This window comes from Pseudomonas sp. G11 (assembly GCF_029457515.1).
Taxonomy (GTDB): domain Bacteria; phylum Pseudomonadota; class Gammaproteobacteria; order Pseudomonadales; family Pseudomonadaceae; genus Aquipseudomonas; species Aquipseudomonas gorinensis.
Map to the genome: position 1 here is coordinate 5587741 of NZ_CP120377.1, position 15375 is coordinate 5603115.

General features: G+C 61.7%; 14 protein-coding genes and 1 pseudogene. 3 read left to right on the forward strand and 12 right to left on the reverse strand.

Annotation, left to right across the window (positions count from 1 at the left end):
• Positions 1-5 precede the first annotated feature (5 nt).
• A complete protein-coding gene (locus tag P2T68_RS25625; protein ID WP_033902000.1) occupies positions 6-983 on the reverse strand; it encodes an IS5 family transposase in 978 nt (325 codons plus the stop codon).
• A gap of 575 nt (positions 984-1558) precedes the next feature.
• On the opposite strand from P2T68_RS25625, the gene P2T68_RS25630 reads away from it, so the two are divergent.
• On the forward strand, positions 1559-1939 hold the full coding sequence (locus P2T68_RS25630; protein WP_024076537.1) for a cupin domain-containing protein: 381 nt from the start codon (positions 1559-1561) through the stop codon (positions 1937-1939).
• A 159-nt stretch (positions 1940-2098) separates the two neighbouring features.
• Here P2T68_RS25630 and P2T68_RS25635 read toward each other — a convergent pair whose 3' ends face one another.
• Positions 2099-2830 (reverse strand): BPL-N domain-containing protein, encoded by a 732-nt coding sequence (locus P2T68_RS25635; protein ID WP_024076538.1) that lies wholly within the window; start codon positions 2828-2830, stop codon positions 2099-2101.
• Positions 2831-3010: 180 nt separating this feature from the next.
• Between P2T68_RS25635 and P2T68_RS25640 the strand changes: the two are divergent.
• Positions 3011-3154 (forward strand): annotated as a pseudogene (locus P2T68_RS25640) (methylmalonyl-CoA epimerase); the annotation flags it as partial.
• A gap of 63 nt (positions 3155-3217) precedes the next feature.
• Complete coding sequence (locus P2T68_RS25645; protein ID WP_069076629.1) at positions 3218-3844, forward strand: glutathione S-transferase; 627 nt, start codon at positions 3218-3220, stop codon at positions 3842-3844.
• A gap of 211 nt (positions 3845-4055) precedes the next feature.
• Here the strand turns inward: P2T68_RS25645 and P2T68_RS25650 are convergent, their stop codons facing one another.
• From P2T68_RS25650 to P2T68_RS25695, 10 genes are all read right to left on the reverse strand, one after another.
• Complete coding sequence (locus tag P2T68_RS25650; RefSeq protein WP_277378457.1) at positions 4056-6113, reverse strand: methyl-accepting chemotaxis protein; 2058 nt, start codon at positions 6111-6113, stop codon at positions 4056-4058.
• A gap of 236 nt (positions 6114-6349) precedes the next feature.
• On the reverse strand, positions 6350-6658 hold the full coding sequence (locus P2T68_RS25655) for a DUF3144 domain-containing protein (protein WP_024076543.1): 309 nt from the start codon (positions 6656-6658) through the stop codon (positions 6350-6352).
• 33 nt (positions 6659-6691) lie between these two features.
• Positions 6692-7387 (reverse strand): tRNA (adenine(22)-N(1))-methyltransferase TrmK, encoded by a 696-nt coding sequence (locus tag P2T68_RS25660; protein ID WP_277378458.1) that lies wholly within the window; start codon positions 7385-7387, stop codon positions 6692-6694.
• 105 nt (positions 7388-7492) lie between these two features.
• Positions 7493-8644 carry an acetylornithine deacetylase gene (gene argE, locus P2T68_RS25665; protein ID WP_069076704.1) on the reverse strand — a complete coding sequence of 384 codons (1152 nt, stop codon included), beginning with the start codon at positions 8642-8644 and terminating at the stop codon, positions 7493-7495.
• Positions 8641-9318, reverse strand: a complete 678-nt coding sequence (locus P2T68_RS25670) for a DUF1028 domain-containing protein (RefSeq protein WP_277378459.1) — start codon at positions 9316-9318, stop codon at positions 8641-8643. Before P2T68_RS25670 ends, argE begins: the two co-directional genes overlap by 4 nt.
• A 10-nt stretch (positions 9319-9328) precedes the next feature.
• A complete protein-coding gene (locus P2T68_RS25675; RefSeq protein ID WP_024076549.1) occupies positions 9329-10060 on the reverse strand; it encodes a class II aldolase and adducin N-terminal domain-containing protein in 732 nt (243 codons plus the stop codon).
• A 52-nt stretch (positions 10061-10112) separates the two neighbouring features.
• Entirely contained in the window at positions 10113-10943 is an 831-nt protein-coding gene (locus P2T68_RS25680) for an ABC transporter substrate-binding protein (protein WP_024076550.1), read from the reverse strand.
• Positions 10944-10971: 28 nt separating this feature from the next.
• On the reverse strand, positions 10972-11844 hold the full coding sequence (locus P2T68_RS25685; protein WP_150055936.1) for a phytanoyl-CoA dioxygenase family protein: 873 nt from the start codon (positions 11842-11844) through the stop codon (positions 10972-10974).
• A gap of 26 nt (positions 11845-11870) precedes the next feature.
• A complete protein-coding gene (locus tag P2T68_RS25690; RefSeq protein WP_102623653.1) occupies positions 11871-13388 on the reverse strand; it encodes an amino acid ABC transporter permease/ATP-binding protein in 1518 nt (505 codons plus the stop codon).
• An 895-nt stretch (positions 13389-14283) separates the two neighbouring features.
• Positions 14284-15258 (reverse strand): LysR family transcriptional regulator, encoded by a 975-nt coding sequence (locus P2T68_RS25695; protein ID WP_069076168.1) that lies wholly within the window; start codon positions 15256-15258, stop codon positions 14284-14286.
• Positions 15259-15375: the final 117 nt, after the last annotated feature.

Here is a 15375-nt window from a genome sequence, read left to right on the forward strand (position 1 = left end):
CCACATCACAGGCGCACCTCGCCTGCATTCAACAGTCGTTTTCGCATCATCCACAGGTTCGATAAGGCAAACAGTGTGGTCTGCTGCGCGGTGTTTTTCACCAAGCCTCGGAAGCGGACTTTCGTATAACCAAACTGGCGCTTGATCACCCTGAATGGATGCTCAACCTTGGCCCGGACTTGAGCTTTCGCGTATTCGATTTTGCGGCGCATGCGACCGATCAGGCTCTTTTTTGCATGCTTCTTATAGCTGCTGGGGCGCGCTGCGATCGACCAGATCATCTGGCGATGTTGATGCTCCGCACGCTTCTCCACGCCGGTGTAACCGGCATCGCCAGAGACGTAAGTTTCCTCGCCATGCAGCAACTGATCGACCTGAGTCACGTCCGCCACATTCGCCGCCGTGCCCACCACGCTATGTACCAGACCGGATTCAACATCGACACCGATGTGCGATTTCATCCCGAAATAGTACTGATTTCCTTTCTTTGTCTGGTGCATTTCGGGGTCGCGTTTACCGTCCTTGTTCTTGGTCGAACTGGGCGCATGAATGATCGTCGCATCGACCACAGTTCCCTGACGCAGCAGCAAACCTCGGTCGCCCAAATAGCCGTTGATGACCTGCAAAATCCCACCGGCCAGCTCATGTTTTTCCAACAGCCGGCGGAAGTTGAGGATCGTGGTTTCATCCGGAATCCGATCCAAATGCAGCCCGGCAAACTGGCGCAGAATCGTGGTTTCGTAGAGGGACTCTTCCATCGCCGGATCGCTGTAGCCGAACCAGTTTTGCATCAGATGAACCCGCAGCATGGCCATCAACGGATACGCCGGACGACCGCCTTCACCCTTCGGATAATGCGGCTCGATCAACGCAATCAGGCCTTTCCAGGGCACGACCTGATCCATCTCAATCAGGAAACGCTCACGGCGGGTCTGCTTACGTTTGCCTGCGTACTCGGCATCAGCGAAAGACATTTGCTTCATCGGGGCTCAACCGTTCAGTTCGTGGGACAGCCGTATCTCACCAGATTTGGAAGTCTTTTTCAGAGTTTCCCTAGCGCATACACACCAACGATATATTCCATAAAAACGGAGTTTTAATTGTTCGAATCGGGGGCAGACCATATTCGTAAGAGCCTGAGTTCTGCCCCCGACGTTGAGACTTCTTAATCCCCCTGGCATCACCGCACAATCAACCGCAACAACTCCGCTGCCCATCCAACCGCATTTCGCTGATATCCCTCATGCCACTGCTGCGGCTAATCCTCGGGCCGCCCTTGCGTTTCCGTCTCCGCCAACGTTAACCCTTCAACAATACGTTGCCACGTGTCGTCATTCGGCACCAGGACGGTGTCCCCCCAGGGAAACTCGGCCTGCACAACAAAACTATTGCAGCCTAACTGCCTGGCATAGGTACGCTGGCTATAGCCCGCTGGATTCAGGCCCAGTCCGTGAGCGTTTGCGCATCGTCGATCAACTATTTCAACATGCAGGATCGTACAAGCCAGCTAACCACCCCCTCGATATCCTGACACCTCTCAACTACCCGAGTATCGGTCATGGCCCAGTCACAGCACCCAACACAACCTGTAAACCTCACGCAAAAAGCGTCGCTCATCAACGAGCAATGGAGCCCGAGGGTCGTCGCCGAGATGAACGACTACCAGTTCAAGGTGGTGCGTATCGAAGGAGAATTCATCTGGCACTCGCACCCGGAAACCGACGAGGCGTTTCTTGTGCTTGAAGGGACGCTGCGTATCGACCTTCCGGAAGGCCCCGTGTACGTGGCGCCGGGTGAACTGTATGTGGTCCCCCGTGGCGTCGAGCATCGGACGGCCGCCGAAGGTGAAGCCAAGCTGATGATGATCGAACCGCGCGGCATTCTGAACACTGGCCATGAAGGCGGAGAGCGCACTGCCACGAATGATCTGTGGATCTGAACGGCTGGGGCTCGTCGCCCCGCTTTTGAACTTGGCGCCGAGGGCGAGGATAGCGAGTACGGCCAACGGGTGAGGCGGTGCAAGCCGCCTGATGCACCGGTAAAAACCACTGCGCCCACCAATAGACGGCGTCGGTCGTGATGGGTTAATCAGCCTCCCCTACTCTTCAACACTGTGTATCAACGCCGCAAACAGCTCGCCACGCGGCCTCTTGTTCCACGGGATATCGGCACTTTCAAACCACGCCTGCCCGGCTTCCGGATGGGGGCCGCTCAGTACCACCACGCCTTTTTCATAGGCATAACGCGCCGCGGCGACGTCGCCGTTATGGTAGGTCGCAAGGGTTTTATAGCGTGTGGTCGTGCGGGGTGTGGGGAAGTAAGGGCCATCCTGATAGAAGGCGTGGTCCGGCTTGCCCGCCCAGGTGACGCGAACCGCCGCGTCGTCGAGGGTGGTCACTTCAAAGCCTGGGCGGCCGACTTCGCTGTCGAGGGCCTGCGGGATCAGGCCGAAGTTGTTTTCGTCCGCCAGGTAGGCGCCCATGCACAAGCCCAGGTAACGACCACCCTGGGCGACATAATTGCGAATGGCCTCGACGCGAGCATCGCCCAGGCTGTCGAGGGCGGCGGGAATGTCCTGGCCGCCGCCGGGTTGCACATAGAGATCGTAGCGGGCGAGGGTTTGCGCGGTGATGTCGATCGGTTCGTCGGCGCCGACGAAGTCGATCTGGTAAGTCGGGTCGAGACGCAGCAGTGCCCTTTTCACGCTTTCCGAACAGTCCTCGCAGCCCGCCGGGCCGCGGTAGATCGCCACATGGGTGAGGGGTGTGGCGGCGTGCGCCGACACTGTGGCAAACGCCAGTAACGCGGCGGCGATAGCGTACGACTTCATGGCAGTGGGCTCTTGGCAGGTAGGGCATGGGTGATCCAGCGCACAGCCTAAATCGAATGGGCTGTTGAATCCGTTAACAGTTGTAAACACCCCCAGGTGCCTTGGGTACCCTGCAGGCCGGCTCGAAAGGCGGCATGCAATGGATCTGAAATTCAGTCACGTCTATATATTGGTCGAGCATCTCGAGATAGGGTTGTTGTGGCGAGCGGTGGGCGCATTATCGGGTTGCCCAAACGCTTAGGGCACTTCTCCATCGAGATTCTGGAGGAGAAAGGGCTGAAAGCCTTTATCGACGCAGCGTTTGCCGACGAACCGGTCAATTAGGGCACTCCTTCGCAGCAGCGCAGTCTCTACCTGAACACCCACTTTTGCCCAGCGGAGCCTCACATGATCATTGTCCACCACCTCAACAACTCGCGCTCGCAGCGCATTCTATGGCTGCTCGAAGAGCTCGGCCTGCCCTACGAGATCAAGCGCTACCAGCGCGACCCGAAAACCAATCTTGCACCACCGGAGCTCAAGGCCATTCATCCGCTGGGCAAATCCCCGGTGATTGAAGACGGCTCCCGCGTGGTGATCGAGTCCGCCGCGATCATCGACTACCTGATCCGCCGCCATGGCGAAGGCCGCCTGCAGCCAGACCCGGCGACCGCCACCTATGACGAGTACGTGCAGTGGCTGCACTTCGCCGAAGGTTCGGCCATGTTGCCGTTGATGCTCAACCTGTACGTCGGGCGCCTGGGGGAAGCCGGTGCGCCGTTGCATCCGCGTATCGAGTCCGAGGTGGCCAATTACCTGGGTTATCTGAACGACGCCCTGGGCAACTCTCCATATCTGGTGGGTGACACGTTGAGCGGCGCGGATATCCAGATGAGCTTTATCGGCGAGATTGCCAAGGCCCAGGGCAAGTTGCAGGCCTACCCGAACCTGGCCGCCTGGGTGCAGCGGTTCCAGGCGCGCCCCGCGTATCGCCAGGCGTTGGAACAGGGCGGAGCGTATGCGTTTGCGAAGTGAGGACGCTGTTGTGGCGAGCGGGCTTGTTGTGGCGAGCGGGCTTGCCCCGCGTTGGGCTGCGCAGCAGCCCCAAAACCAGGCACCGCGGTGTGTCAGTTAAAAACACATCGCCTGTAAAGGGGCTGCTTCGCAGCCCAACGCGGGGCAAGCCCGCTCGCCACAACGGCCCACTCCACAACAGCTTGCTCGCCACAGGAAACGCGGTGAGCGTTCAGCTCAGGCGAAAACGCGCGGTGTTGTCGCTCAGGGCACGGCTGCCCTTACTCAGCGTATCCGCCGCCTGATTCACCGCCCGCGCGCCGTCGAGCAAGCGCCCTGCCGCCTGGTCGACCTGTTGGATATTGCCGCTCACTTCATCCGCCGTGGTGGCTTGTTCTTCCACCGCCGCCGCAATCTGCGCCAGGGTGTCGGTGACGTTCTGCACAGCCCCGGCGATCTCGCCCAGCCGCGTGCCCAGCCCGGTGACGGACTCGGCATCGGTCAGCGCCTGTTCGCAGGCGGCGCCCATCAGCGTGACGGCCTGGCTGACCGTGGCGCGCAGGCTGTCCACCGTGCTGGCGATCTGCGCGGTGGAGGCCTGGGTGCGTTGTGACAGGCTGCGCACTTCATCGGCCACCACGGCAAAGCCCCTGCCCTGCTCGCCGGCGCGAGCGGCTTCGATGGCGGCGTTGAGCGCCAGCAGGTTGGTTTGTTCGGCGATGCCGCGAATGGTGTCGACCACCGATTGAATCTGCTGGCCCTGCTGGCTCACTTGCTCCAGGGCGTTGGCCGTGTCGGTCAGGCGCTGGTTGAGCTGCTGGATGCTCGCCGTGGTGCGCAGGCTGTCGCGGCTGCTGTCTTCGGCGATGCGCCGGGTCTGCTGGGCGCTGCCGGAGGCTTGTTCACAGCTCTTGGCGACGCCCATGGAGGTGGCGGCCAACTGCGTGGCGGCGGCGGCGATCTGGCTGATCTGGTGTTGCTGGTCTTCGACGTCGCCGAGGGTGCTGCTCGATTGCGTATTGAGGGTGAGCACGGCAGAACCGAGCTGCTGGGTCTCGTGGTTGACCCCGAGCAGGCTGGTGCGCAACTGCACCACCGCCACGTTGAGCGCGGTGCTGATGACCGCCAGTTCGTCGCGCCCTTCCACCGCCACTTCCACGCACAGGTTGCCGTCACGCAGGGACTCGGCCAAGGTGGTGATACCACTGGCACTGCGGCGGATCGAGGCTTGCAGGCACATGAACAGGTACAGCGCCGCCAAGGCCAGCAGGCTGAACGTCGCCACTACAGGGATGAACTGCTGAAGGGAACGGTCGTGGTAATAGCTCAGGCGCGCTTCCAGTGAGCCCAGCGACTGGTTGCGCAGCGCGCCCAGGCTACCGAGCATGGCGTCGACACTGCGCTCGAAGCCGGCGGGATCGAGCTTGATGCTGCCGCCGAACACGCCATCGTCAAGCACTTTGAGCTCGCTATCCAGCAATTGCAGGCTGTTGTCGTACTGGGCGATCCAGGGTTCCAGGCCAGGGTATTGCTTGGCCTTGAGCGAGGCCGTCGCCTTGACCAGTTGCTCCCGCGCATCACCGATGCGGCTGCGCAGGTCACGCATCTGCAAACGGCTTTGCAAGGTGAACTGCCCCGAGGCGACGGACGACTGACCCACACTGGCCATGCGCCCGATACGCTCGATCAGGTCTGGCGTTTGCTGGGTGGAAATCTGCATCAGCAGGTAAGTTTCCAGCCAGGGATCGAGGATCAGGCCGGTGTCGAGGGCGATCTGCTCGCGCAGGGTTTGCAGGGCGGTCAGGGCCGAGGTGAAGCGGTCGTAACCGTCCGGCCACCAGCCCACCGTGCGCAGGGATTGCACGTCCATGCCCTTGACCGTTGCCTGCAACGCCTCGAAGCGGGCCAGGGTGTCGGCGCTGACGCCCCGAGCCTTGAGCGCATCGCCCAGGGCTTGCAGGCTTTGCAGGATCAGCGGGTTATTGGCATCCACCTTGTCCATCGCCACCTTGGCCGCAGGCGTCGGTTCACGCAGCAGGTCCAGGGCTTTCCAGCGCGACGCCAGGTTGCGCTGGGCGGTCAATTGGCCATCCAGCGAATCCAGAGCCAGCAGTTGGTGAACGCCGGACGTTTCGCTGGAAATCACCGCTAATTTATCGCGATAGTCCAACCCGATCAGCCACAGGCTCCCGGCCAGGGGCAGCATGAACAGAATGAATAGAATCTGGAACTTGCGCGCAAAACCAAAACGTCCGAGCAGGCGGATACCGGGTGATAAAAGACTGTGCATGGCCGACCACTCCCCAAAACAACCCACGTGGTACAACGCAGGGCGAAACCATGAAATGACTAACGGCAAAGTGCCATGTCATTGATTGGGAAGGCTCAAGCAAGATACGGGCCGTCGGCATGGGGCCCGCAGATAGGCAGGGTGCGGCTGAATAACGGGCGCGGTGCGCACGAAAATGGGGCAAAAGCACTCAGGTGCGCTGGGCAAACTGTAACCGCTCTTTACGCCCCTTTCGCTTATTCGCCGGCGGGCGACGCATTTACCTGCATGTACTGGCTGAAATTGTTGATGTGGTCATCCAGATTGTCCTCAAGCATCAGTCGGTATTGCTCGGTGAAATACTTCAACAGCGCTTCGCGCGCGTCGGCCATCTCCGCCCCGGACTTGAAACTGCGCGCGCTGGCCCAGGCATTGAAACGCGTGGTCCCGAAGGTCATCGAGGCGCTGACCTGGCCGATGTTTTCAAGGGTCTTGAGTTGCTCGTTCGACAGCTCGATATGGGCGTCGGCGCGGTCGTAGAAGGCTGAGTCGGTGGCGTCTGCCATGGTGGGCTTCCTTGATGAATCGTTGAATTGAGTTCAAGCCAGCAACGCGGTAATCCACTGCACCTGCTGGACAAGTTCCTGCACCTTGGCCTGCGGCACCGCATGCCGCGCTTGCTGGAAACTGGCCAGAGTCTTGTGTTTCTGGCGCAGCAGGCGTTGCCATTTGGCCAGGAACACCGGGCTGCGCGCCTGCATCAGCAGCGGGCCGAAGTACAACGCCTCGGCACTGTACACCACCGGTTCGGCACGTTCGGCGACGATGATTTCGTAGTAGAAACGGTTTTCCTGCAACAGCTCCTCGACCAGGATGCGGTAGCCATTGTCCATCAGCCAGTGGCGCAGCGGTTGCTCGCCGCCGTTGGGTTGCAGGATCAGACGCTCCTGGCCGTTGAGGTACGCCGTGCCGCTGGCGAGAATGTCACGGATCGTCTCGCCGCCCATGCCGCACAGGCTGATGGCGGTGATCGCATCTGCCGGCGTGACGGCCGCCAAGCCATCGGCCAGGCGCACGCTGACTTGCTGCTCCAGGCCATTGTCGCGCACGGTCCGTTCCGCCGCGTGGAAGGGCGTCGCCGCCACCTCCCCCGCCACCGCTGCTGCGATCACACCGCGACGCATCAACGCCACCGGCAGGTACGCGTGGTCCGAGCCGATATCCGCCAACCGCGCCCCAGGCGGCACAAGCGCCGCCACGCGTTCCAGGCGGGTGGAGAGTGTGTGTTCGTTCAACTGAGGTTCCTTCTTCACCGCGAATGTCAGTGCGAGCGGCGCATCATGCTGGGTGAAGAAGATGAGGTAAAGGCTGGCACCTGAAAACACGGCCGGCCTTGCCATTCAATGGCGCACAAACCCCACTACCCGCGCCAACATCCGATCACACGCCTCCAGTTGCGCCAGGCTGATAAATTCATCGGCCTTGTGCCCCTGCTCCATGCTCCCCGGCCCGCACACCACCGTGGGAATCCCCACCTGGTCAAACAGGCCGCCCTCGGTGCCAAAGGCGACGGTGCCGTAGTCTCGAGAGCCGCAAAATTGCGCGACCCACTCGGCGGCCTGGCTTTCCAGGGAGGTCACCAGGCCGGGGTAGCTCGACAACTCGCTGAAGCCGATCGCGCACTGCGCACTCACCGCCTGCATCGCCGGTAGCAGGGTGTGCTCGGCGTACTCACGCAGTTGGTTGGCCACCTGCCAAGGGTCATGGGCCGGCAGCGAGCGCACTTCAAAGTCAAACGTGCACTGCTGCGGGACGATATTCAGTGCCTTGCCGCCGCTGATCACACCGGTCTGCACCGTGGAGAATGGCGGTTCAAAACGCGGATCCAGCTGCGCCGGCGCCTTGAGTGTTTCGCCAAGCCGTACCAGTTCACTGATCAAGCGCGCCGCGTATTCGATGGCGTTGACGCCCGACGGCGCATACGCCGAATGACACGCCGCGCCGTGTACGTCGCAACGCATGGCCAATTTGCCCTTGTGCCCCAGCACCGGCTTGAGCTCGGTGGGCTCGCCGATCACGCATAGCAGCGGCTTGACCGGTTGGGCCTGAAACCTTTCGATCAACGCCCGCACACCCAGGCAGCCCACTTCTTCGTCATAGGACAGCGCAATGTGCACCGGCATGCGCAACGGCGCCTGTACCAGCGTTGGCACGCAGGCCAGTACGCAGGCGATATAGCCCTTCATGTCAGCCGTGCCACGCCCGTATAACCTGCCGTCCTGTTCCGTCAGCTCGAACGGCGCCACGCTCCAGCGTTGGCCGTCCACCGGCACCACATCGGTGTGCCCGGACAACACGATGCCCGGCACATCCGCCGGGCCAATGGTCGCCAGCAGGTTGGCCTTGCTCTTGTGTTCGTTGAATAACAGTTCACAGGCAACGCCGTGGCCCTGCAAATAGGTGCGCACGAAGTCGATCAGCGCCAGGTTGGATTCGCGGCTGGTGGTGTCAAAGCGCACCAGTTGCGCCAGCAGGTCACGGCTGTGGTTCATCGATCGTCTCCCGGCACCGCATAGCCCGGTGCAAGGTGCGGGTTGAGGGCGCGGTCGAGGTAGTCCTGCAGTTGCGGGCGATAGGCCTGCCAGAGCTGGTCGAGGCCGCCAATCGGGTCTGTATCGGCCCAGTCCACACGCAAGTTGACGATAGGCCACGGCAGGTCATCGACCACCACCAGGGCCGCCGAATGCACCGGCCCGGCTTCGCCGCCCTCGGCCTGGCCGGCGTGCATCGCGGCAAGCAGGCGCTCGGCCAGGTGCCCGCTGGCGTGCTCAAAGGCGCGCACCATGGCGCTGATCACTGCGCGATTGGCCAGCATATTTCCGGCGGCAACACACTGCTCCCCGCTGACCGCGTCGTGAATGCCCAGGGTCTGGGCACCGCTGTAATGCGCGGTGCGCCCCTGGCTATCGATCACCGTTACTTGACGATATTCACCGTGCTCCTGGCCGGCAAGCACCGCGCCAAGCGCCTCACTGGCTGCCATGCCCTGCTCCAACACGTCCAGCACCTGCGGCCCCAGGCTCGGCAAGGTAATGTTCTGCGAGGCCACCGCGCCCACGCCGGGCCGCAGCCATGGGCAACGGGCGCCCACCGCAATGCTCGACGAGCTGATTGCTATACCCAACTGGCCCGTTTCGGCGCAGCGGGCGACAACGGAAAAAGTCATTGAGCGCTCCTCAATCGAGTACCGAGGGGTCGGCGTCGATCATCATCTGCTTCATTTCTTCAAAGTGCCGGCGTGAGAAATCCGCAATGCCTTCCCAACTTCGTGCGGTTTTCTCCGCGACGTCATCGGACAACACTCGCAGCGGCTGCCCCGTGGACCACGCTGTGACGAGGATCTGGCAGGCGCGCTCCAGGGTCCAGATATCGTCAAAGGCTTCACCGATGGACGAGGCCGTCACCATCACGCCGTGGTTGCCCATCAGCAGGCGACGCTTGCCGTCGAGCAAGCCGGCCAGGCGCGCGCCTTCGGCCTCGGTGTCGGCCATGCCGCCGTAGAGTTCATCCACCGCGACACGGTTGAAATAGCGCGCGGTGTTCTGGTCGATCGGCGGGATATGCGGTGTGGCCAGGCACGCCACCGCCGTGGTGTAGACCGGGTGCAAGTGCAGCACAGCACGGGTGTGCGGCAGCAGGCGGTGGATCTGCCCGTGGATCGACCAGGCAGTGGCGTCCACGTTCGGGTGCTCGGCCCAGGATGAGTCATCAGCGTTGAGCAGCAACAGATCGCTGGCCCGGATCCTGGAGAAGTGCTTCCACTTCGGGTTGAGCAAAAACTGTTTGCCATCGGCCGACACGGCGGCACTGAAGTGGTTGGCCACGGCCTCGTGCATGCCCAGGTGGGCAATGATGCGAAAGGTCGCCGCCAGGTCGATGCGCGTTTGTTCTTCGAGGGATAACGCCATGGATCGGTCTCCGCAGGGCGCGGCCGCAGCGGACTGCGGCGCGCGGGTCAGGTTACTTGGGCATCAACGCCGCAATGTCGGCATCGGTCGGCGCCTCGAAGTTGTATTTCTTGAGCAAGGCCGCGTACTCAGGCGTGGCGCGGTATTTGTCCAGGCCGTCGAGCAGGGCTTTTTTCACCGTGTCATTGCCCTTCTTCACGCCGAAGCCGTTGAGCACCGGGTAGATCAACGTGTCGGATGAAATCACCACGCGGTTGCCCAGCTTGTCGATCACACCACGGGCCACGGCCGCGTCGGTGATCTGCGCCTCCACCGCATGCGCAAGCAGCGCCTGGGTGGTTTGCGGGTCGGTGCTGTATTCGCTGATCAGGATCGGCTTCAAGCCTTTGGCCACGCAGTACTCGGCCGACAGTTTGTTCATCTGCGCCAGCCACGAGGTGGCGCCCATGGAGCCGATCTTGTGGCCGCAGAATTCTTCCGGAGTCTTGGGCTGGAACGCACTGTCCTTGAGGGTGAGGATCGACTCGCCGCTCTTGAGGTAGGGGATCATGTCGATGACTTTGACCCGCTCGGCAGTGATGTACATCGACGAATTGGTCACATCGAAACGCCCGGCTTGCAGGCCGGTGATCAGGTTGGGAAAGCGCGTGTCGAGGGTCTCGACCTTGCGCCCCATGACCTTGCCCAGGCCGTCCATGAACTCGATATCAAAGCCCGCCGGCTTGTTGTTATCCATGTACTCGTAGGGGAAGAACGTCACATCGGAACCGGCGACGATCTTGCCTTCCTGCTGGAACGCCGAAGCCGCCAACGAAGTCATCGCAACCGCAGCGCCCAGCAGGCACACGGCAAGGGGGCGAACACTTTTACGAAACGCTGTCATGGTCAATACCTGCAAGGGGGTTGGGAGGTTAGGCAGTGGCAGAATCTTGTCCGGCCTGTTGCACGAAGAACGAGGCGCCACGGGGTTTCTGCGGCAAGCGCAGTTGGTTATCCGTAGAACGCACCACGCCACTTTCTTCGCCGGCCACCAGCAGGCCGGCATGTGCGCTGGGCAGTGGGTTTTCGCCGAATGGCAGCGCGTCTTCAGCGGCGTAGACGCTGATGAAGAGGGTGCGCGGCAGTTCGGTCTCGTTAGGGCTGGAAGCATGTAAAAGCCGCGTGTGCATGAAGCACACGGAGCCGGCCGGGCCGTAGCAGGCCACCGGTTGCTGGCAGTGTTCCTGCACCACCGCATCGTCCACCGCGCCGGTGAAGCGCTGGTTCTGCCAGTGCGACCACAGCGGGCCTTTGTGGCTGCCGGGGATCACATTCAGCGGGCCATTTTGCGGGGTGACTTCACTGACCATCAGCAACGCAGTGACGATGTCGTCGTTGCTGTGGGGCGTGAACAAAAAGTCCTGGTGCCACTTCACCTGGGTCGCGGTGTGGGGCAGTTTCGAGTTGATCTTGCTGTGGTGGAAACGCGCGCCACCGCCACCAATCAACTGCGCGGAAATCGCCGCCATGCGCGAGTGCAAGGCCACGCGTTCATACACCGTGGAAATCTCGGTGGGCGAGCTGACCCGGCGCAACGAGGGGTGGTCAGGCCGGTGGTCGCCTTCCAGGTCGAAGCGCGCGCGGCCATCCACGGTAGCGCCCCACCCCTGGTCATGGCGCCGGCTTTCTTCGACCCACTGGTCGAAGTCGTGCTGCAGCGCGGCCACTTCGTCCATCGACAACACACCTTCCACCACCAGGTATCCGTCGCGCTGGAACTGCTCGATTTGTGCTTGCTCGATCATTGTCTTTTTCCTGAACGTTAAAGCGATCACGCCAGCGAGACGTCCTTGAGGAACGCCTCCACGCGTGGGTTCTGACCGCTGCGCAATACCGCGGGTGTGTCGTCGCAGACCACCCGCCCCTTCTCCATGAACACGATCCGGTCGGAGACCTTGAACGCGAAATTCATCTCGTGGGTGACGATCACCATGGTGATGCCCTCCTCGGCCAAGGCCTCGATGACTTGCAGCACTTCGTTGACTTTCTCCGGGTCCAGCGCCGAAGTGGGCTCGTCGAACAACATGATCTGCGGGCGCATCATCAGGGCGCGGGCAATGGCCACGCGCTGCTGTTGGCCGCCGGAGAGTTGGTGCGGGTACTTCCAGGCATGGTCGAGCATGCCGACCTTGTGCAGCAGCGCGTAGGCCTGTTGCTTGAGCTCGTCGGTACGGCCCAGGCGGTGGTATTTGGGCGCCATCAGCAGGTTGTCGAGCACGTTCAAGTGCGGGAACAGGTTGAAGCTCTGGAACACCATGCCGATGTTCAGGCGGTGCTCGGCGTGCTCGGTGTACTGGGGTTTCTGCGCGCCGACCTTGCTGAGGTGAATGAAAGGCTGGCCGTTGATCTGGATCTCGCCGTTGTCCAATGGCTCCAGGCCGTTGAGCAGGCGGATCAACGTGGTTTTGCCCGAGCCGGACGGCCCGATCACCGACACCACTTCACCCGGCTGGATTTGCAGGTTGACCGAGCCCAGTACCTCGATGTCGTTGTAGGCCTTGTGCAGTCGCGTGGCCTGCAGCGCCGACACACCGGTACTCACCGGGCGCTGCAACGCGCTGCGCTGTTGTGTGGCCAGGGCCAGCACCGCCGCATCGGGAACGCGCGAGACATTGCGCTGGTTGACGTCGAGAAGGCGCTCCAGGCGTTTGAGCAGGAAGTCGAACACCGTGACGATAAACACGTAGAAGAACGCCACCGCGGCCATGGTTTCGATCACCAGGAAATTCTGCGAATACAGGCGCTGGCCGACCATCAGGATTTCCGTCAGCGAGATCACCGACACCAGCGAAGTCAGCTTGACGATGGAGATGTATTCGTTGGCCAGGGACGGCAATGCCACTCGCAGCGCCTGGGGGATCACCACGCGCCATTGGGTGCCGAAAAACTTCAGGCCCAACGCCCGCGCCGCTTCGCCCTGGCCCTTGGGGATCGAGAGCAAACCGCCGCGATGGATCTCGGCCACGTATGCCGTTTCACAGATCACCAGGGCCAGCAGGCCGGACCAGAACGGGTCGGCCAACACCACCGAGGTGGCGGGCAGCGCCTGGGGCAGGTTGTAGATAAAGATCAGCAGCACCAGCAGCGGCAGGCTGCGGAACAACCAGATATAACCCCGCGCCGGCACGCTGAGCAGCGCGTGCCTGGATTGCTTGGCCAGCGCCAGCAGAAAGCCAAAACCGATGCTCAAGACCCAGGTCAGGGTGCTGAGCTTGATCACCGTCCACGTCGCTCGCCAGAACTCGGCGTCACCCAGCAAACCCAACATGTAGTTCCAGTCAAATGTCATCGTCGCTGTGCCCTGCAGAAAAAAGAAATGGCCGATCGAACGTGCAAAACGTTGATCTGCATCAATGGATTCAGAGTCGTGGCGAGAGGCACTTGGGGTCAATTCGTAAAAGCCGGTCCACTGGGTAGGCAGAACCTACGCAGCGCCTCCCCCACTGTTGAAAACACCCCACATCCACTGTGGGAGGGGGCTTGCCCCCGATAGCCATGGGTATCTACACAATGTTGTATTAGCCAACGCTAACCACGATGCGAAGCGAGCCGCCCTTGATCTTGCTTTTGATCTTGATCTCAGGCGCCCCGTTAAACCACGCTGGCCGCAATTCGACAGTGATTTGGGGGGTAAACCGGCAGGGATGCCGGTTTAGCCGCCCCGCGCCATGGATGGCGCGTGGCGGCGGCCCCCCAAATCACTGTCGGATTGCGGGCACACCGAGCCTGGGCGAGGTGCCGAGTGGTGGGGCAAGAGCCCTTTGCTTACTTTGGGGCTTTTCCAAAGTGAGCCGCCGTAAGGGCGGAACCCTAAGTGGCCGTTACCGCAGCAACGGATATGTACTCGGTCCAAACCAAAAAAATAGTCGGCCCAGAGGCCGCCATCGGGGGCAAGTCGAATCGTCGCACCGCCCGCTCCCACATTTAGGTCGCGATGCATCAGTTAGATAGTCGTCGGCTCCCGAGCCGTCACGGGAGCAAGCTCCCTCGCCACAGGTTCAGGGCCATGCCAAAAGTTGTGTAGATACCCATGCCCCGATAGCGGTGCATCAGCACCCCATCATCCGGCTGCCCCTCCGCAATCGGGAGCAAGCCCCCTCCTACAGTGAACAGACTGTGTGGTTTGGCTAAAAGGGTGCACGCTGCAATTCAGCGTGCCGCGAACGCCACCTTCTGGTGCGTTCTCAGTTCACACTGCTGAGCGAGCGCACCGCATGGGGGTCAAAAAAGCTCGGCGGCGCCATGCCGGGGATGTACTGGTCGGACACAAACATGCGGCAGCGCTCGGCAAATGCCGACACCACGCGCGACAGCTGGGTGTTGCTCGCAGTGGCATAGCCCAGCTTCATCGGCCGATGCGCCCCGGCCAGGCGCAGGCGGATCACCCGCTTGCCGTCCTGGGACATGTTCGATTTGGGCCGCGCATTCGCGAAGGAATAGCCAATGCCATTGCCCACCATCGCCCGCACCGTTTCCAGGTTGGTGGAGCGCATGATGATGTTCGGCGTGGTGCCCGCCTGCATAAACAGGCTGAGGAAATAGTCGCGGCTCCAGGGCGTGTCGAGCAGCACCACCGGGTACGCTTCCAGGTCCTGCATGCTGACCGCCGACAGGCTGGCCAACGGGTGATACTCGCCGACCATCACATAGGGCGGCAGGTGCGCGAGGGGTTGGAAGTCGATGTCCGGGCTGGTTACCAGGTCGTAGGTCAGGGCGATATCCAGCTCGCCGCTGCGCAGTTTTTCCAGCAGTTCCTCATGGTTGCCTTCGGTTTGGGTCAACCGCACGCCGGGAAACGCGCGACCAAAACCAAACACCAATTCGGGCGTGATCATCGGCGCCAGCGACTCCAGGCAGCCCACCCGCAACGGCCCGCGCACCGTGTTCAATGATTCCGAGGCGATGGTATAGAGGTTGCTCATCTGCTCCAGGATCTGCTTGGCCTCTTGCATCACCAAGCGCCCCACGGCGGTCAGGGAAATACCCTGGGCGTGATGACGGATAAACAACTGGATGCCCAGTTCGGCTTCCATATGGGTGATCGCCGCCGAGATCGACGGCGATGACACATGAATGCGCTCAGCGGCCGCACTGATGCTGCCCGCCTCTCCCGACGCCACAAAATACTCCAGTTGACGCTGAGTAATACGACTGAGCATCACACCTGCCCCTCAACAATGACTGTGCAGGCGACGTTGCAGGGTTCGTGCCGGGTCCTGCGCGCGCCGATGACCTGCACGGGCTTCGGATTTTCCTAAGCACTACCCCGCGCAAAT